The sequence below is a fragment of the Enterococcus spodopteracolus genome (assembly GCF_030441955.1).
Classification (GTDB): Bacteria; Bacillota; Bacilli; order Lactobacillales; family Enterococcaceae; genus Enterococcus_B; species Enterococcus_B spodopteracolus.
The window spans coordinates 405,054-424,437 of the sequence record NZ_JARJHD010000001.1 but is presented as its reverse complement, the minus strand read 5'-3'; the positions used below and the strand labels follow the sequence as shown (position 1 = coordinate 424,437).

The window sequence follows — 19,384 nt, the reverse complement described above, 5'->3', positions numbered from 1 at the left end:
AAGTTTTGTTGTTTATCCTCATGTTCAAGAGGTGAAACGATGAAAAAAATGCGAATTATTATTTTTATATGTATGATCGGGCCCATTGCCCTTTTCAAATTTGATCTTAGCAATCAAGAAACAGATGCGAAACAACAGACAAGCAACAGTGTCTCTAGCATCATACAAACAACTGATTCTCCTTCAGAGACCCTCATAAAAATTGGAAAAGAAGATGCCACATTGTATGCAGACTCGTCATTAAGTGAACCGCTTATTTCCGTCAATGCTGGTGAACTGGCTACGCTTCTTTCAACTACAGCCAACGCCTACAAAATTACCACGAATGATGGTGAAATTGGCTATTTATCACTTACGGATGGCTCATCACTGACTCGCTCGACACAAGAGCTACCGAGTGACCTATCAGAAGCGGTGATCGTACTAGATCCTGGACACGGAGGCGACGATACAGGCGCACTTAGCACAGATGGACATACAGAAGAAAAGACAGTGACACTCGCTGCCGCAAAACAGTTACAAACGAGTTTAGAAGCCGCTGGCGCAACGGTTTATTTGACACATGAAACAGATGCCTACATTTCATTAGATGACATTTGTGCATTTAGCGAAGAAAAAGCAGCTGACCTTTTTATCAGCTTACATGCTGATTCGACTGAATCGGCCAATGAAGCAACTGGTACAACCACTTATTATTATTACAATAGTGAGCAACGTCTAGCGGAAACTGTTTCTGAAAAACTGGAGGATCTGCCCATTACATCTCGTGGAACTGCTACAGGGAACTATCAGGTGTTAAGAGAAAACCTTCAACCCTCCCTCTTGATCGAAATGGGCTATATGAATAATGACGAAGACTTAGCTACATTGACTACTGTTAATTATCAACAACAGTTGGCGCAATCGATCACACAAGCGCTGCTCACTTATTTTAATCAGTAATTTTTTTCTAAACGCAAGAACCTCGTTAGGTATTGATATTTCATCAAGCCCAACAAGGTTCTTCAATTTCATCAGCAACTAGTTGTCAGTAAATGGCCACCGCTGAATCTGTTTATATTTAAACGATCTAATTGATCAGTTCCCATGGTCCCCGTTGCTGAGTACCAGTTTCATCGCCTTGTGTCCACCATTTCGCCCAATACGTATTTCCTAAATGAGTGACTTTATCTCCCATAAGATAGACTATTGATGCATCCCATACCGCATATCCAGGCATACTGTCTTCCAAGGTTTGAACGATCACTGGTTGACTAGCTGCCGAAACATTGTTTGAGGCATCGAATGCTTTTACATTATACGTATACTGTGTATCAGGTGTTAATCCCGTATCTGTAAATGATGGCCTTCTTGTTTGCCCTACTAATTGACCATCACGGTAAACAAAATAACCTGCTACTCGCTGATGATCAATTGAAACCGTCCAGTTCAACGCCACTTCTGTAGCTTTGATCGTTGTTGCTGCAACATTTGTTGGAATTGACGGTGCTTCAACATCTGATGGGTCTGGCGCTTCTACACCAAAGATTACTTGGTGATTGATCTCAATACCGCTAGTTCCAATTCGTTGACTTAAAGTGATCGTGTCAATATGATCAACCGAAACCTGTGACGTAGTAGATTGTAATCAGAAATCATAAGAAGCTCTTGGAGTAAGTTCTCTGCCATCACAAACGGTGGCTAGATCGACAGTTACCATGCCGTTCGTGGTAGTCACATCCCCCTTTCCTTGAAGTTACCAGAAGTTAACGTTTCATTACTATTCAACTCCAGCATAAGTTTAGGCAATTTGACTGTTTTCTGGGCAGCTTCAACAGCGCTTACTATAGTAGACGTTTCTGTCAATGTTTCATCATTTTCCAAAGTGATTTTGTACCTGCTTACATCATTCTCTGTATAAGGCGTGCTATCTAAAGAGATATCTAACGGTGTGCTAACATTTTCGTGCTGTGGTAATGGCGTATTCCCAAATAATCCTTCTTTGATCGCATTCGTCAATTCATCACATTTTATACTTGTCGTTTCTTTGTCTTATGATTGCATCTAAGAAATCACACCGCCTAATTGTTCTTCTTGTATGTATTGTGTTTTATAACCAATCGAACGTACATTATCAAAACTAAAAAATTCGTCAGTTTCTGTACTATACATATAAGGACCCTTCGCTACATCATCCCAGTACTCAGTCAATCCACTTGTTACACTAATCAGATCTGGAATATCTGTAGGATAGAAATTTCCTTCTCAACACCAAATCGACCAATCGCCATAGTACATGACATTGCGATAAGGCGCGACCTGAATTTCTCGCACCTCTTCAGCATAGACTTCTGGCGACTCATTAAATGCTAGTAAAGTCATTGCAATAATCGAAGAAAATAGAAAAGCAACTAAACTAATACTCTTAATTCTTTTCATATCAATCTCATCTCCTTTTTTCTCAGTTTTTTTACAGAAAAAACAAGCGTGCCCAAATCACAGATTAAAGTTATTTTATCACTCCTTAAAAATTAGAAATCAGCTGAATTTTAATTGTAAATGTCTTACAAATATAAATTCAGCATTCAATTTTTATAATGAAACTAATTGCAACCGAATACATCCATCACGTTCCAAGTTATTTTTAATCCATGTGGTTTTGTTTATTTTTTAACTAACATGTTTTTTTCGGTAAATTCGAGCAAATAAGATAAATAACGACGACAGAATAACATTATAAAAAAAGAACAAGGCAAGCTGCCCTGTTCTTTTTTTATTTAAATTAACCGATTAGTTCCCACGGACCCCATGGTTCAGTTCCCGGCTCATCACCTTGTGTCCACCATTTCGCACGATACGTATTACCTTTATGAGTTACTACATCACCCAAATCATAGACTTTGTTAGCATCCCATTCGCCTTCAGCTGGCGGAGTTGTTTCTTCTAAAGTTGTGACAACTAATGCTTTGCTTTCTTCTGAAACATTTCCTGCTGCATCAAATGCTTTTACTGTATATGAATATTCTGTATTCGGTATTAAACCAGTATCAGCAAATGAAGCTGTAGCTGATTGTCCCACTTGTTTGCCATCACGGAAAACATAGTATCCCGCTACTGCAACATTATCTGTTGAACGAGTCCAAGTCAATGAAGCATTTTTCTCACCGATCGTTGAAGCTTTCAAGTCTAAAGGAATTGAAGGTGCTTCTGTATCTACTGGTGCTTTTTCTAACGTTTTAACCACTAATACTTTACTTTCTTCTGAAACATTTCCTGCTGCATCAAACGCTTTTACTGTATATGAATATTCTGTATCCGCCGTTAACCCAGCATCAGTAAATGAAGTTGTGGATGATTGTCCTACTTGTTTGCCATCGCGGAAAATGTAATATCCTTTTACTGCTTTATCATCTGTTGATTTTGCCCATGATAAGGAAATATTTGTTTCGCCAATCGTAGAAGCCGTAAGATCTGTTGGTACTGATGGTGCTTCTGTATCCGGTGTTCCTGGTTCAGTTGTTGAACCTTCACCAAAAATTACTTGTTTGTTGATTTCGATACCTTCGTCACCAATTCTTTGGCTCAAAGTGATTGAGTCGATATTGTCGACAGCGACATCTGCCTCACCAGCACTTGAACTCAATCTGAACTCATAAGATGCCCCTGGTGCGATTTCTTTGCCATCATATACAGAAGACAAATCAATGATTGCAGCGCCATCCACATTTGTTACAGTACCTGCTTGGTAATCACCAGCGCCCAGTTTTTCGTTTGTCGCCATTGGGATCACCAATTTAGGTAATTTGATTGTTTCTTGTGAAAATTCAACTAATTTCAGTACAGAAGAAGTTTCTTCCACTTTTTCATTATTGGTAATTTTAACATCGTACCCACTAACGCCATACTGTGTATACGTTGAGATTTCAACATCTACATTTAATGGGGTGCTTTTGATCTCAAATTCTGGAAGTTTCTCGCTGGCAAACAGTCCTTGTTTGATTGTATTGGTCAACTCATCACGTTTTGTCCCAGTTGTTTCTTTATCTTGTGATTGTTGCCATGAAATAATTCCACCAAGTTGGTTTTCTTTTACATATTCAGCTTTATAAGTCACTGATTTTTTATTTTCGTAAGTAAAGAATTCACCAGTTGTTTCACTATACATAAATGGTGCTTTCGCTACATCATCCCAATATTCTTTCAATCCAGATGTATCACCAAGTAATGTTTCAATATCACGGTATGGCCATATACCACTAGCACGTCCACCGTCGCCTACTTTTAATGGATTTTTGTTTTTCGCTCCATAACTTGGTGTTTGATCGGCATCTTGACTTGATAATTCTGCTTTTTGGAATAATCCCGGTGTCTCTGCATTATCTCCTTTTGCCACTTCGTCCCATCCACGAGTATAGAATGCTGCCCCGATAACGATTTTTTCTGATGCCGCACCTTTCTCACGTAGGTACTGTACTGTTTGATCCACTGAGAAGCCTTCATCATAATTAGGATCAGCTGGATTCCCGTAAAGTGCTGAATGGTGACCACTTGTATCTGACCATGCACCAGTTAAATCATAAGTCATGATGTTTGCGAAATCGACAACATCAAATAATCGTTTCACGTCAATACCTGAATTTAATTTACCTTGAGCTGCTGGTAATGCAACAGACAGTTCATATGTTTTTCCTAATTCTTCGCCTTGTTTATCAATTATTTCACGAATTTCATCTAATAATTTTATGTAATTATCTTTATCTTCAGGTTTTGCATTTGGCGTTCCTTCATCATTTACGTTATCCACTAGGTCTGGTTGACGTACATCTGCCGGGAATTCCCAGTCAACATCGACAAAGTCCATATTTGTATATTTAATAAATTTTGCTACATTCTCTGCAAGGTTCTTACGTTTCGTCGGGTTTGCTGCTACTTCAGAGAAATCTCCTGATTTAGACCAACCACCTAATGAAACACCAATTTTCATGTTTGGATTTTTCCCACGTAAATCTTGAATCGCATTTAAGATGCCAGAACTAGCAGAGTTCCATTGTACACCAGGTAATCCTACAGGTGCACCAGTCGCTGCGTCTGTATCAGTAAAGACTAATTCGCCGTTACTATCAAAATCTAAAAAGGCAAAATTCAAGTGTGTCAATTGATCAGCCGGGATATCTTTTGGATAAAAGTTACCTTCGCCGCCCCAAATCGACCAGTCACCATAGTACATTACGTTTCTATAAGTTGCTTGTTGTTCTGTTTGTTGGATTTCTTCTGCATTGACGATAGACAATTCCCCAATTGTCGGAAGCGCCGTTGAGACAACAGAAGAAAATAACATTGCTGCCAACCCAATTTTTTTAACACTTTTCATTTTTAAATTCTCCCCTTTTTACACTATTCACTTTTCAAAAAACAATTATGTAACAAAATAAATACGAAAATATGTTATTCATCCCCCCTCTATTTCTCTAAAATAGTGAGTTAAACTCAGTGAAACTTTTGTTGCTAACAGAATATTATCACCTGAAAATGGCTTTTTCAACCGTTTTCCTAAAATTATTAAAAAAACAAATTAAATCACTTTGGTTATCTATCTAATTTATAATTGTTATTATTAAAAATCTTTATATCACTTGCTTTTCACCTCTTTTTCTCAATTGCCAAAAAAATTAAATATCCCTCATTATTTTAATTAAAAAATAACAATCAGAGAAAATAGAATAACAAAAAAAGTGTAGAGGACAAGAAATTAAATTCATTTTTGTTTCTAATCTTAAAAATCAAATAAACGATGTTCCAGAAGTGACTCCTTGATAAAAAGCCGAGAAACCCAAAATTTGAAAAACAATTTTGGGTTTCTCGGCTTTTTTCTCGGAGCTGGACACTTCTGTCATCACCGTATTTAATCAGCTACCACACCATGAAGGTATAAATCGATCAGTCGTTCCACACTAAATGGGTTTTCAAGTGAATTAGAAGATTCGGTGATATATGGTGCTAACAGAAGAAAAAAGTGCTTTGCAGCAATTTCTGTCGTAACATGAGTGCGCATCAAAGATTGATTTGTCGAAAAAATCACTTCAAATGGTTCACGATAACTTTTTTTCCACAAGGTAAAAAGATGATTTCGTGTCTCGGCAGAAAGGTTTGATTTTAAATCATGGTGCATCATAAATAGGTCTAAGAGATGGGTATCGATCAGATACTTCGTCATTTTAGTCAAAGATTGTTTAAAATCAAGTTTGTTCTCTTCTAAGATTGCTCTTAAGTCTGTGCCTACAGTACTCAAATGCTCTTCTAAGACTGCACAATATAATTTTTCTTTATCGCTAAAGTAATGATAAAGATTTGGTTGCGTGATTCCAGCATTTTTAGCAATCTCACGTGTTGAAGTTCCTTGATAACCTTTTGACATAAACAAACGATTGGCTTCTTTTAAAATTTTCTCTTGTGTATCTTTATTGTATCGATGGACCAACTTTTACACCCTCTGACTTATTTTTTTTCTCGAAAGACACCATCTTCTATCATAAATACTTTATCACATCTGTCAATAAGTCGGGTATCATGAGTGACCATTATGATTGCTTTATTTTTTTCCTTGGATTCTTTCGCTAAAATATCTACAACTTCTACTGCTTTTTCTGAATCCAAGCTAGCTGTTGGCTCATCTGCCAAAATAATTGATGGATCGTTATATAGCGCTCGAGCAATTGCCACTCTTTGTCGTTCACCACCCGAAAGATCTTCTGGATACTTATTAAGGAGTTTATCCACCCCAAGTTGTTGGAATAATTCTTTTGCCTCCTCTTGTCGATTTTCATGCTTGATCTTATCGACTAGTACCAATTGTTTTTTGACGGTCAAAAATGGAACTAGATTGGAAGCTTGAAGAATAAATCCGATTTCCTTAAACCGTAATTTTACTCGTTTTTTCTCCGGTTGTTCACTGAAATCTTCTCCATTGATCTTGACGGTTCCTTTATTTGGTGTCTGTAAACCGCCTGCAATCGTTAAGAAGGTACTCTTTCCAGAACCAGATGGTCCAATGATTGCGACAAACTCCCCTTTATCGACACTGACATTTGTTTTTTTCAATGCTTGGACGGTTTGATCACCATCTTTAAAACTTTTTTCAACATCTATAAATTCAATTGCTTTCATTTCCCATTCTCCTTTCTATCCGATTGCTTTTAATGGATCAATTTTTACGATCGTTCTAACAGAGAAAATCGCCCCTAAAATAGCAACGATCAACATCATTACACTAATCACACCGAAAAACAACCAGTTACTTTGGAATGGTACAGCATCTGGTAGAACAAGTGATGTAACGAACGTTCCAAACAATCCAAGAGCGACACCGAAAAAGGAAAGTAAGAACGTTTGTGCAACTACTGAACGTGCAATAAATCCACCAGTAACGCCTTGGGCTTTCAGTACACCAAAAATATTGATCTTTTGCATGGTCAATACATAGATGAAAATGCCGATCACGATTGCTGCAATCACAATCAAAAAGCCGATCATGAAACCAAACGTCAATACTTGTGCATTGTACCCTGGTAGTTCATTAATGAATGTCGAAATACTGATTTTCTCTAGATCATCCGGTAAGCTATCCACATCTCCTCGCACGACCACTGCATTGATACGAGCATTATCAGTTGCATCTTGTTTCTCAAATCGTATCTCTTGGTACGCATTGATCGTTGTATAGACGACAGGAGAGACATTGAATTTGGCATTCTCAGTAAATCCAGTCAGTTTAAATGTCTTGTCGCTTCCTGATAATTTGATCGTATCTCCAATATCTAAGCCATATTCTTCTTTTAAACTGATATCACCGACTGCTTCATCATTTGACTGGAATTCTTCTCCTTCCACGATATTCGGCATGATGAATTGGTTTTGATCGATTCCAAAAAAACTAACATTGACTTTATCAGCATCTGGACGATCTGGACTCGTGACTACTCCAGGTGTTTGAGCTAAATAAGCGACTTGATCACCTTTCACTTCTTCTGCCATCTTTTTCGTGATCATCGACATCCCTAAGTTTGTATTGGCATCTTTTGATAAAACAATGGTATCTGCCTCCCATTTATCTACAGCAGTTCGATTGTCTTGTGCCAACCCATAGGCTAATCCTGTCAAAAAAAAGACAAGGTACGCAATTAGAAACATGACACCTGTCACTAAGGCATAGCGTAATTTTGAATGAATGATTTCATTTAATGCTAAAAACATAAAATTCCCCCTAAAAATTTATCAACTGATAAATATATATTATCACTTGATAAATTTTTAGAGGAATAATCTGCTCAGAATAATCAATTAAAGAAAAAATAATTGAGTTGATTATATTCAATATGGAATATGTCAATCGTTTATTTACAAGTTTCACCAAAAAAAGTGAGGTTAAAATCCCGATTCTTTTAACTTTGGCAATAGATATTCTTTCGCTTGTAAAATCTGACTTTCATAATCCTTATCCTGACCACTCCACATTTCAATCAAGAATGGTCCGTCGTAATTTACACGTTTCAATGTTTTAAATAAGCCAGAAAAATCCACACAACCTTGACCGAACGGAACGTCTCTAAACTTACCTTTACTACTAGCTGTTACTGGTTGCGTATCTTTTAGGTGGATCGAAGTAATATATTCGATGCCTTGTTCAAGTTCAATCGCCACATTATTTTCTGGCCACGCTGATAGATTTCCTAAGTCAGGATAAACTTGTAAATAAGGAGAAGGGAGTTGTTTTTTTATCTCCATGAATTTACGAATGGAATTCATAAATGGGTCATCCATAACTTCAATCGACAAGATTATCCCAAACTGTGCTGCCTCTTTGATACTGGTACGCAATCCTCTGATAAACGCTTCTCTTGTCTCTATTGATTTTTTTTCATAGTATACATCGTATCCCGCCACTTGTATGATCCTGATGCCTAACTGATACGCAAGCTGTATCGCTTTTTTCATCATAGATAAGGCTTTTTCTTGTTTTTTGATATCTACTGAGCCGAATGGAAAACGCCGATGCCCACTTAAACAAAGCGAATGGATAGCAATCCCCGAAATCGCTATCGCTTCCTTTAACTCAGCGATTTGTTCATTCGTCCAATCTAAACGAGCCAATCGTTCCTGGCTTTCGTCAATCGATATTTCCAGAAAATCAAACCCCAATTCTTTTACTGCATCTAACCGCTCTTGCCACGACCATCCGCTAGGCAGTGCCTTTTCATAAAGTCCGATTCTCGTCATCTCATTCTCCCCACAGTCGCTTGATCTCCTTTTGGAATGCTTGAGCTTGTATGATAGGATCTGCACACGCCGTCAATCCTCGACCGACAATAAAATGAAAGATCGGCATCCCTTGGAACAAGGCTAACGTTGAAATTGACAGCCCACCAGTTACTGATACTTGAAAACCTAAATCGATCAATTGTTGGACTAGCTTCAGATCCTTTTCTCCCCAAACTTCTCCAGCTAACAAGGCATCCCTACTTTGATGATAGACGACCTGAGAAATCCCAATTTCTCGCCATTTTTTTGCTTGTTCCATCGTCCATTCTCCGTATAGTTCTACTTGAAGCGCTTTGACTTTCTTTTGTGCGGCTTGCATGGTAGCAAGAGAGGCACAGCAGATCACTGTCATGAAATCTGCTCCAGCCTGCGCTACATTCCCAGCCACAGTTTCTCCTGCGTCAGCACATTTTGTATCCGCAACGATCGTTTTTTCTGGAAACATTTTTCTCATACATTCGATTGGTTTGCTTCCTTCTTGAAGACAAAGAATGGTGCCTACTTCGATCACATCGACGATTTCTCCTATTTTTTTCACATCTGCCAACGCAGACGCTAACGTGTTATGATCCAGAGCAATTTGTAATTTTGGTCGTTTCATCTAATTCTCCTTTGATTTCAATTCTTTGTACATTGTTGTTTCTTTGAATTTCTCACAGATTTCAGTAGGTGACATCACATTTTTGATCCCCACGACCGTCACACCTCGCTCAATTGCTTGCATGAACATCGGCATAAAATTGAGTGGCGTAAAGACAACATCATATTGACTGGCTGAACTTTTTCCTTCAGAGATCGGGCAATGATGGATTTTACTCACTGTAATATTTAATTCTCTCATTGCCTTTTCTACACTACGCATCATCATTAAACTTGTACCAGAACCATTGGCACATGAAACTAAAATTCTCATTTACTTTCCCTCCTATTAATTACTGTCTCCAAACTTCTCTTTATATTTTTGATAATCCTCCACAATCAAAAAATATCCTTCTGGATTTTTTCGATATTGTAGTTGCGGAATTAGCAACAAACCGACGACCACTAGTGCAACACCAGCATAACCAAAAAATTTCATCAAAACAGTAAAGACTGGCCAAGCAGTCGCCCAATCAAACATACCAATATACCCTCCGTAACTAGATAACCCGATCCATGTCGCAAAGATTGCAGAACCACCGACTTGGATCAGCCCAGATAAAAAAGGGAACAAACATGCTGCCTTGAATCCACCACGATTATTTGAGAACACAGCGATGACCGCATTGTCAAAAAATAGTGGGATAAATCCAGCGATCACGATCGTTGGTGATCGGAAGACGATCAATAAGATGATCATCAAGAATTGTCCTAATGCACCAAATAAAAACCCGATCGTGACTGCATTTGGTGATCCAAAGCCAAAAGTTGCAGCCACATCGATCCCTGGCACAGCTCCTGGTAAAATAGTATTTGAGATTCCTTGGAAAGATTGTGTCAACTCGTCCACAAAGGTCCGGACACCAAGTTGTAAAATGGCTAAATACACAGCAAAATTCAAAGAAGTGGTCAGTACGTAGAATAGAAAACTTTGGCCTGCCACCATAAATTCTGCCTCAATCAAGTACTCCTGTCCTAATACTAATAAGATGATGCCAAAGAAGAACAGCATCAATAAAGAAGTCGCCACCATATTTTCGTTGAAAATGGATAAGAAACCCGGAAGCTCCATATCTTCAAGCTTTTTATCAACTTTTCTATTCCCACTTTTTTTACGACTACTCTTTTGCCACCACTTTGCTAAAGTAGAAAATAGGTACACTCCAAACATCTGTTGGTGCGCAATCGCAAAACCAGCTCCGTCTGTCAATTCTTGTGTCACACCAACAGTTAAATTAGAAGCAACTGCCCAGTAACACCCTAAAATGATTCCCATAAATACTAATACTTCTACTCTTCCTAATTCAGGAAAACAGAAAAGTAAGATCCAAAAAGCTGTAGCTGCTTGCTGGATCTGGACATTTCCTGTCGTAAAAACAGCTCGCAACTTCGTATATTTTTGAAAACGAACTAACAGGATATTCAACACAAATGCAATCAATAATAAAATCATCACATCACTGAATGTTCGCCCAAAAGTCTCCATCAATCCTGCATCTACAGCATTTTGGCCAAAATAAGGATCAGTCACCATCGCCTCAAGATCAAAGCGATCTTTCAAACCAACTAAGATCGGTCGGAAATTGTTTACTAATCCACCTGAACCAACAGCTAAAATCAGATAACCTACAGTGGCTTTCAAAAATCCAGCTATACATTCGTATAATGGTCGGCCAAGAAGTAGATACCCTAATAAAACAATCAAACCGATCAAATAAGCCGGCTGCGTTAAAATATTTGTCGCAAAATACGTCCATATCTCCATCAAGATAGCTCCCATATTTTTCCGTTACCAAAAACCAGAACAAATCCTCAAAAGATGCCAGATATCATGGTTTTCATGTAAACGGACTCCCTCCCTTACATCGTATTTTTTTATCTTTTGTATCTATTTGCTTGCTAGTTATGGTCCTCACTGACCATAACTAGCAAGCAAAAGACTACTTTTACCTATATTGGCTCGTATTTGTCCATGATCCTTTGATAATCTTCGATTGTTTCTGTCGCAAGTAATTCTTCGATCAACCCATCTTGCATCAGTAATTCTGATAATGATTGAATATTTTCTAAGTGCTGCTTTGGCTCTTTAGCTGCTAAGGTGAAGAAAAGGCTGGCAGACTTTGCCCCTTCTTCAAAGGGAACTGGCACGTTCATTTTGGTAAATGAAATCGTCGTATCGAAAACATGTGAGCCACCTTGCATGGCATGAGGCATCGCAACGTGCGGGGCGATCAGGATATATGCCCCATGTTCTTCGACATTGCGGATCATTTCTTCTACATATATATGATCAATGATTCTTTTTTCTAATAAGTGACGACTGCTCTCCTCGATTGCTACTCGCCAATCATTTATCGTAGTTTCTACATAATTGACTAAGTCATTCTCATAGAAATATCTCAACATATTTACAAACAGTATCAAGCAGGCAACCCGTTGTTTGACAATAGCGCATCCTTATCAAGAGATGACTTTGTCTTACGTTCCCTTGCTTTGATACGTTCTCCCTCCTCGCTTTTGCTTTTCGTTATAAAATTCTCAGTTCAGCTGATTTATTGTCATATATCTCTTGGGCTCCTACAAAAATGATGGAAACGGCGTATCATTTTCTTGGGCGAAGACATCATGGAAGCCACGATCGAAATTGAATGCCAAGTCTTGTCTATTATCTGGATACGTATATTTCCCCCCCACTTGCCAAATATAAGGGGAAAACTGATAAGCCAATCGATCTTTTTTCATGCGCCATAATTGAGTGATCTCGCTAGGGTCAGCCATAAAATTTGACCAAATATCATAATGGACTGGGATCACTACTTGAGCTCTTAACGATTCTGCCATTCTCAACAAATCACTGGCGGTCATCTTATCAGTGATACCACGCGGATTTTCACCATATGCACCTAGACAAACATCAATTTGATGTTCATTGCCATGTTTGGCAAAGAGGTTGGAATAATGCGAATCCCCTGCATGGTAGATCGTCCCTCCTGATGTTTTGAAAAGATAATTGACAGCGATCGTATCCATTTCTTGTGGTAACTGATCTTTTAATTGCACATGAGGATCATCATGTGTGATCAGTGCCGTCCGATCAAAGGCTTCCAGCGCAACGATCTCTACTTCATTGATCAAAGCGATATCGCCGGGTTTGACTACTTGGGTCTTTTCTTTTGGTATCCCCCAAGAGAGCCATGTTTCCACTACTGCTTTGGGGCCAATAAATAGAGCCTCCGGACAATTTTGATGAACAGCAGCGGCAGTGTGGATATCCAGATGATCGGAATGGATATGTGTCACCACTAATGCATCCACATTTTTGATTGCAAATGGATCGATCACAAAAGGTTGCGTTCGTAAATTCGGTTGCATCTTTTCTGTACCGCTCATACGCATCATCTGGTGGCCTTTTTTCATCTGTCCATTCCCGTGTGTTCGTTTTCCTGTCCCACACCATAAGTCACAAAGGATATTTGTACCTTCATTTGACTTTAGCCATATACCTGTACATCCTAGCCACCAGATAGATACGCTTTTTTCTTTTACTTGTTCCATTTCGATTTCTTCGTTCAGATAGGTTCCCCATTCTGGAAAAGTCGAACGCAACCAACTTTCCTTTGTTACTTCTGTTATATTCATGTGCCATCCTCCTCTTTTTTAGGTATATACAAATGATAAAGCGCTATCAAAATGATTGGAATAGCTTTATATGACTGTTATTACTTTATGTGATCGTTTCCATTTTTTTATGCTCGTTTAGTTATAATTAGTCATATAGAGAAAAATTGATTGAAAAGGAAGGATAACAATGAAAAATTCTCTGTTGACGATTAAAAAAAGACGTAATGAAATTCTTGATCTATTACAACGGTACACACAAATGACCACGATTGAACTGTCTGAAAAGCTTCACGTATCACTCAGCACCATTCGTCGAGACCTTAGATTATTAGAAGAAAAAAATGAGATTATTCGTGAACATGGCTATTGTCTCTTCAATTATGACAATCAAACAAATTTCGATCTTTCAGGACCAACATGGATCAAACATCAAATTGCTCGTTGTGCTAGTCAATATATTGGAGACTATGCCACAGTATTTATCAATTCAAGTTCCACTGCATTAGCTACACTCGATTATTTAGAATCTAATCACGTCACTGTCGTAACGAATAATTTAAAGGTCGTTTCTTGTGTCAGACAAGGAAATTATACGTATATTCTCACTGGTGGCGAATTACGCGTACCGAAAGAAATCTTGGTGGGAGATATTGCCGCTCGCACATTAGCAGATATGAATGCAGATGTCTGTATTATTGGATGTAGCGGAATAGATTTAGAGAATGGTGTGACGACAAAAATTTTAAACGAATCTAAAATCAACGAATGGATGATCAAAAAGAGTATCAAATGTCGTATCCTTGTTGCAGACCATCGTAAGATTGGCCGGACTTCACAGTTTAAGATTGCCGATATCTCAGCCTTTGATTATTTGATCACCGATCAGCATTGTTCACCTAAACTTGCCAAAAAAATCGAACAACGAGGTGTCACTGTTATTCGAGTAAGTTTGTAAAAAAAATCACCAAAATTGCTAACAGATAAAAAACAGCTATCATTCGATTTTCTTCCTTTAGTTAAGTATTCAAAGCGTGATTATACTCTTGCATAGCAGTAACTCTTTGTTCAGTTAAATAAAATAAAACAGATTATTTGCCTGTTTTAAAAACAAGGCGTAGTATAAAAAATGTAACCGCTGACAAATTTAATATTAGTTATTGATCGATACTACGAAAGAAGGTTTGTTTTATGGAAATGATTTATCAAGCTGGCTCACAAGAAGGGCAAATCAGTTTTATCAATACAGAAGATCTAGAAATGGCGGCAGCTCAAGTGATTCCTACTGGCGGATATGGCTATATCAGTAGTGGCGCTGGAGATCTCTTTACGTATCAAGAAAACGTGCAATCATTCAATCATCAATTGATTATTCCTCATGTTTTAAAAGACGTAGAAATTCCAGATACAACGACTTGCTTTGACCAAGAAACATTAACTGCGCCAATCATTATGGCGCCTATTGCAGCTCATGGTTTAGCTCATACACATGCAGAAAAAGCTTCAGCTAAAGGAGTTGCCGATTTTCATACGATTTATACGGCGAGTTCTTACGCTTCATGTACATTAGAAGAAATCCGCGAGGCCGGTGGGCCAGACGCACCACAATGGTTCCAGTTTTACATGAGTAAAGACAATGGGATCAATTTAGATATTCTTGAGATGGCCAAACGTAATGGCGCAAAAGCAATCGTTTTGACAGCTGATGCAACCGTTGGTGGTAATCGAGAAAACGACCTTCGCAATGGTTTCACTTTTCCTTTGCCAATGCCGATCGTTCAAGCCTATCAATCAGGGGTCGGACAAACGATGGACGCAGTTTATAAATCCTCCAAACAAAAGTTAAGTCCAAAAGATGTGGAATTTATTGCTACTCATTCTGACTTACCCGTTTATGTAAAAGGTGTGCAATCAGAAGACGATGTTTATCGTTCATTAGATGCGGGAGCAAATGGCATCTGGGTATCGAATCATGGCGGTCGTCAATTAGATGGTGGGCCAGCAGCCTTTGATTCTTTGAAATATGTAGCAGAAGCCGTCGACAAACGTGTCCCTATCATCTTTGATAGTGGTGTTCGTCGTGGTCAGCATGTCTTTAAAGCCATCGCTTCTGGTGCCGATTTAGTCGCGATCGGTCGTCCTGCCATTTACGGTTTAGCTCTCGGTGGAAGTACAGGTATCAAACAAGTATTCGACTTCTTCAAAAAAGAATTAGAAATGGTCATGCAATTAGCTGGGACACAAACCATCGAAGATATCAAAAATGTGACATTACGGGAAAATCGTTTCTTCTAAATTGAGAAAATCTCAAATAAAACAAGTACAGTTCCCATAGTTATCTCGCACTTTTGAATCCAAATAAACGAACATCAAAAAAAGCCTTTAAAAATAAGTCAGAAGCCCCAAAAATTTGAACAAATTTCGGGGCTTCTGGCTTATTTTTCAGAACTGTATGCTATTTATTGCACTCTATATACTACCTGTTTGGATGGATTTTCTAAATGTACGCTTCACCTTGTGCAAACAAGGTTGCTTCGCCACTGATCATCACGCGTTCACCTAACCACTCGCAAGTCAAGCCCCCCCCTCTGGCAGAAAGTTGTTGAGCAACCAAGTCATCCTTTCCAAGCTTTTGTGCCCAGTAAGGAATCAAATTCGCATGTGCCGAGCCACACACTGGATCTTCATTGATCGTTAGTTTTGGGAAAAAGGTCCTAGAAACAAAATCTTCGTTCTTTCCTTCAGCTGTGACAATCACGCCGACGCCTTCTTCTAATTCCCTCATTGCAGTATAATCAGGCGTTAGCTTTGCCACTGTCTCTTCGTCTTCCAAAACAAAAAATAAGTCCCTTGCCAGATAAGCCTCTTTTATTTTTTTGCCGATTGCTTGTTCATATTCTGGTAATATAGCAATTGGTTGCGGTAAAATACTTGGAAAATCCATCGCATATTTTTGCTCTTTTTTTGTGACAAATAGGTTCCCACTTTGTGTTGAAAATGAAATCTTGGATTCACTGATACCATAAAAGTGGAACAATACAAATGCGGTTGCCAAAGTCGCATGACCACATAAGTCGATTTCACGATCAGGGGTAAACCAACGTAATTCATAACCTTTCTCTTTTCTAACGGTAAAGGCGGTTTCGGATAGGTTATTTTCGATGGCGATTTTTTGCATGGTATCATCAGGTAGCCATTCATCTAACACAAAGACCGCAGCAGGATTTCCTTTGAACACTTCATTGGTGAAGGCGTCAACTACATAATAGGGTAAATTCATTTATAAACTACTCCTTTACTTTTTGATAAATATATTCGGCACAACATAAATCTTCCACTGCTAAGCCAACTGCATCAAAGATCGTGATCACTCGTTCTTCTGTACGCCCTGTTTTCTGATGGGTGACTAATTCACCTAGAGAACCGAGGAGGTTTGTCTGATCAATTTTCCCTTCTGACAAGGGAATCAAATAGTCGCCACTTTCCCTTTTGACCGCTTGGTAATCATCTACATACAGTTGTCCAGAGGCCATCAAATCACTTGTTAATTCACGGGTATCTGGTGTAAATGTTCCGATTGCATTGATATGTGCGCCAGATTTCACCTCTTTTTTTGATAAAAAAGCATGTTTACTAGGTGTTAAAGTACAGATAATATCTGCTTCCATAGTTGCTTCAACTAATGTCGAACAATCAATAAAACGCAGTTTTGGATAATTATTTTGCTGTTCTAGGATAAATTGTTTTCGTCGTGTTTCATCTAAATCATAGACATACACACGGTGAATCTTTCGGACACAGGTAATTGCGGCTAGATGTGAAACTGCTTGTTGTCCAGTTCCAATCAATGTGAGTGTATCTGCTGATGGCTTTGCTAGGTAATCTGTTGCTAATGCTGAAACTGCTGCTGTTCGTATCCAAGTCACGGCATTCGCATCGATCATCGCGACGGGTTGCCCGTTTTTTGAATCGAAGAGTATGATTTCACCTAAATGTGATGGTAGGTTTTGTTTGTGATTGCTTGGAAAAGCCGTGATGATTTTTGAACCAAAATACCGATTTCTTCCCAAATAAGCGGGCATCATCGCAAACACATTTTGTTTCTCGCCATCTGGTAATTGTTGGACCATTCGCTTCTCTTGAGAAATCTTTCCCATTTGAAAATCTCCAAAACACTGTTCCATTACTTTGATTGCTTCTTTAAAACTAAAATGGGTGTTGACTTCTTGACTATCGATGATTTGCATATTTCTCCTCCTTTTTTCTATACTAGCGTCCGAAAACAATACATTCAATGATATAATTGTATGGAATACAATTTTTGAAAGAAGGAACGAGTATGTCGATCAACTCTTATGAGAATTATCCACTGACTTGGCGTCCAGATAAAAAAAAGTTACATCGCCCAATCTACCAATCACTTGTCACGCAGTTAGAAGCTGACATCTTATCAAATAAATTACAAAAAAATACAAGGTTACCTTCCCAAAGAGAACTAGCTGACTTCTTAGACATCAATTTCACAACAGTTGGTCAAGCTTATAAGTTGGGTCTAGAAAAAGGGTTACTCTATACAAGTATCGGGAGTGGGACATTTGTTTCCCCAAATGCGTTTACCTCCATCACTATTTCTTCTGATCAAGTACCTGATCATGTCATTGATTTTGGGTTAGTCAGTTCATTTGATGAATGCAACGAAATGATCACTCCTTTTATTCAAGCTGTTTCACAAAATCATGCGACTAACGGACTTCTTAGCTACCGTGAACCATTAGGGACAACCTATCAATTGACGATTGCCAAAAAATGGTTGGAAACACAAGGTGTCTATGCTTCAAGGGAACAGATTGCTATTGTTTCAGGTGTCCAAAACGGCTTGGCGATCACGCTAGCTGCTTTGTTTTCTCCAGGAGATCGTTTGGCAGTCGATCGCTATACTTATTCGAATTTCATTGAGCTTGCTCACCTTTACCATATGGAAATCGTGCCGATTGATTTTGATGCGGAGGGTATGCTTCCCGAATTACTTGAACAAGAATGTCGGAAAAAAGAAATCCACGGTATTTTTCTGATGCCTTCATGTAACAATCCTATTGGGTTTCAACTATCTGTAAAACGGAGACAACAGCTAAAAGAAGTCATTACAAAGCAACAATTGATCGTGATCGAAGACGACATCCATTCTTTTTTGACTACCTATAATCAAAAAACACCCTTTCCCTCATTCCAGCAGTTACTTCCTGAACAAACCATTTATCTTGCCGGAATGACCAAGTTTATTTGTGCAGGCATGCGTGTTGCTTTTCTAGTATTTCCCGCAAAGTACAAACAAAACATCCAACAGGCGATTTTCAATATCAATGTCAAAACCTCAAGTTTAGATGCTGAGATTGTCATGCAAATCTTATGTTCAGAAACCGCACAGGACATACTCGAAACAAAATCCAACTATACAAAACAAGCAAATGAACGATTCGATACACTTTTCAACTTGCCTCGACCGACTAATCCACTTCCTTTTTATCGAAATCTCCCTGTTCGAAATGATCTGTCTCCAGAAACGATTGAACAAGCTTTTTTAAATAAAGGGATTCGTGTCTATCATTCACATCGTTTTACGACACAACCGCAACATGATCCTTTTATTCGAATTGCTTTATCCTCTAATCCATTAGAAGTATTAACGAAAGGACTTGAAATCGTCAAGAAAGAAATCGTGTACTTTCAACGGTGACTTATCACATAAAAATCAAAACGATCCAACTCATTCTTTTTGTTTTTAACTACTCGAACCCCATCGAAGAGGAGCCTATTTTTAATCATAGGCTCCTCT

General features: G+C 38.5%; 20 protein-coding genes. 4 read left to right on the top strand and 16 right to left on the bottom strand.

Annotation, left to right across the window (positions count from 1 at the left end):
• The first annotated feature begins 39 nt into the window (after positions 1-39).
• Positions 40-942, top strand: a complete 903-nt coding sequence (locus P3R27_RS02000; RefSeq protein WP_034687526.1) for an N-acetylmuramoyl-L-alanine amidase family protein — start codon at positions 40-42, stop codon at positions 940-942.
• A 127-nt stretch (positions 943-1,069) separates the two neighbouring features.
• On the opposite strand, the gene P3R27_RS01995 is transcribed toward P3R27_RS02000, so the two are convergent.
• The 14 genes from P3R27_RS01995 to ulaG all read right to left on the bottom strand — a co-directional run bounded on the left by P3R27_RS01995 (position 1,070) and on the right by ulaG (position 13,572).
• On the bottom strand, positions 1,070-1,432 hold the full coding sequence (locus P3R27_RS01995; RefSeq protein WP_241234770.1) for a carbohydrate-binding protein: 363 nt from the start codon (positions 1,430-1,432) through the stop codon (positions 1,070-1,072).
• A 281-nt stretch (positions 1,433-1,713) separates the two neighbouring features.
• Complete coding sequence (locus tag P3R27_RS01990) at positions 1,714-1,998, bottom strand: hypothetical protein (protein WP_235186282.1); 285 nt, start codon at positions 1,996-1,998, stop codon at positions 1,714-1,716.
• A 45-nt stretch (positions 1,999-2,043) separates the two neighbouring features.
• A complete protein-coding gene (locus tag P3R27_RS01985) occupies positions 2,044-2,190 on the bottom strand; it encodes a glycosyl hydrolase family 18 protein (protein WP_235186283.1) in 147 nt (48 codons plus the stop codon).
• A 54-nt stretch (positions 2,191-2,244) separates the two neighbouring features.
• Positions 2,245-2,418, bottom strand: a complete 174-nt coding sequence (locus tag P3R27_RS01980) for a hypothetical protein (protein WP_235186284.1) — start codon at positions 2,416-2,418, stop codon at positions 2,245-2,247.
• Positions 2,419-2,761: 343 nt separating this feature from the next.
• Complete coding sequence (locus tag P3R27_RS01975) at positions 2,762-5,350, bottom strand: glycosyl hydrolase family 18 protein (protein WP_034687528.1); 2,589 nt, start codon at positions 5,348-5,350, stop codon at positions 2,762-2,764.
• A gap of 531 nt (positions 5,351-5,881) precedes the next feature.
• Positions 5,882-6,457, bottom strand: coding sequence for a TetR/AcrR family transcriptional regulator (locus P3R27_RS01970; RefSeq protein ID WP_034687530.1), 576 nt, complete (start codon positions 6,455-6,457; stop codon positions 5,882-5,884).
• Between the two features lie 17 nt (positions 6,458-6,474).
• Positions 6,475-7,143: an ABC transporter ATP-binding protein gene (locus P3R27_RS01965; protein ID WP_034687532.1), complete on the bottom strand. Its 669-nt coding sequence runs from the start codon at positions 7,141-7,143 to the stop codon at positions 6,475-6,477.
• Between the two features lie 15 nt (positions 7,144-7,158).
• A complete protein-coding gene (locus tag P3R27_RS01960) occupies positions 7,159-8,229 on the bottom strand; it encodes an ABC transporter permease (protein ID WP_301356789.1) in 1,071 nt (356 codons plus the stop codon).
• 171 nt (positions 8,230-8,400) lie between these two features.
• Positions 8,401-9,252, bottom strand: coding sequence for an L-ribulose-5-phosphate 3-epimerase (locus tag P3R27_RS01955; protein ID WP_126134245.1), 852 nt, complete (start codon positions 9,250-9,252; stop codon positions 8,401-8,403).
• A gap of 1 nt (position 9,253) precedes the next feature.
• Positions 9,254-9,895: a 3-keto-L-gulonate-6-phosphate decarboxylase UlaD gene (locus P3R27_RS01950; RefSeq protein ID WP_010734823.1), complete on the bottom strand. Its 642-nt coding sequence runs from the start codon at positions 9,893-9,895 to the stop codon at positions 9,254-9,256.
• On the bottom strand, positions 9,896-10,207 hold the full coding sequence (locus P3R27_RS01945) for a PTS sugar transporter subunit IIB (protein WP_019722445.1): 312 nt from the start codon (positions 10,205-10,207) through the stop codon (positions 9,896-9,898).
• Between the two features lie 15 nt (positions 10,208-10,222).
• Positions 10,223-11,713, bottom strand: coding sequence for a PTS ascorbate transporter subunit IIC (gene ulaA, locus P3R27_RS01940; RefSeq protein WP_034687537.1), 1,491 nt, complete (start codon positions 11,711-11,713; stop codon positions 10,223-10,225).
• A 170-nt stretch (positions 11,714-11,883) separates the two neighbouring features.
• Positions 11,884-12,339, bottom strand: coding sequence for a PTS sugar transporter subunit IIA (locus P3R27_RS01935; RefSeq protein ID WP_034687539.1), 456 nt, complete (start codon positions 12,337-12,339; stop codon positions 11,884-11,886).
• Positions 12,340-12,510: 171 nt separating this feature from the next.
• Positions 12,511-13,572 (bottom strand): L-ascorbate 6-phosphate lactonase, encoded by a 1,062-nt coding sequence (gene ulaG / locus P3R27_RS01930; protein WP_284592152.1) that lies wholly within the window; start codon positions 13,570-13,572, stop codon positions 12,511-12,513.
• A 169-nt stretch (positions 13,573-13,741) separates the two neighbouring features.
• On the opposite strand from ulaG, the gene P3R27_RS01925 reads away from it, so the two are divergent.
• Positions 13,742-14,509 carry a DeoR/GlpR family DNA-binding transcription regulator gene (locus P3R27_RS01925; RefSeq protein WP_034687541.1) on the top strand — a complete coding sequence of 256 codons (768 nt, stop codon included), beginning with the start codon at positions 13,742-13,744 and terminating at the stop codon, positions 14,507-14,509.
• Positions 14,510-14,742: 233 nt separating this feature from the next.
• On the top strand, positions 14,743-15,846 hold the full coding sequence (locus P3R27_RS01920) for an alpha-hydroxy-acid oxidizing protein (protein WP_301356778.1): 1,104 nt from the start codon (positions 14,743-14,745) through the stop codon (positions 15,844-15,846).
• A gap of 202 nt (positions 15,847-16,048) precedes the next feature.
• Here P3R27_RS01920 and P3R27_RS01915 read toward each other — a convergent pair whose 3' ends face one another.
• Both P3R27_RS01915 and P3R27_RS01910 read right to left on the bottom strand, forming a co-directional pair.
• Positions 16,049-16,831 carry a PhzF family phenazine biosynthesis protein gene (locus P3R27_RS01915; RefSeq protein ID WP_034687545.1) on the bottom strand — a complete coding sequence of 261 codons (783 nt, stop codon included), beginning with the start codon at positions 16,829-16,831 and terminating at the stop codon, positions 16,049-16,051.
• Positions 16,832-16,838: 7 nt separating this feature from the next.
• Positions 16,839-17,798, bottom strand: a complete 960-nt coding sequence (locus tag P3R27_RS01910) for an ornithine cyclodeaminase family protein (RefSeq protein WP_126134247.1) — start codon at positions 17,796-17,798, stop codon at positions 16,839-16,841.
• A gap of 92 nt (positions 17,799-17,890) precedes the next feature.
• On the opposite strand from P3R27_RS01910, the gene P3R27_RS01905 reads away from it, so the two are divergent.
• Positions 17,891-19,285, top strand: a complete 1,395-nt coding sequence (locus P3R27_RS01905; protein WP_126134436.1) for an aminotransferase-like domain-containing protein — start codon at positions 17,891-17,893, stop codon at positions 19,283-19,285.
• The last annotated feature ends 99 nt before the right edge of the window (positions 19,286-19,384 follow it).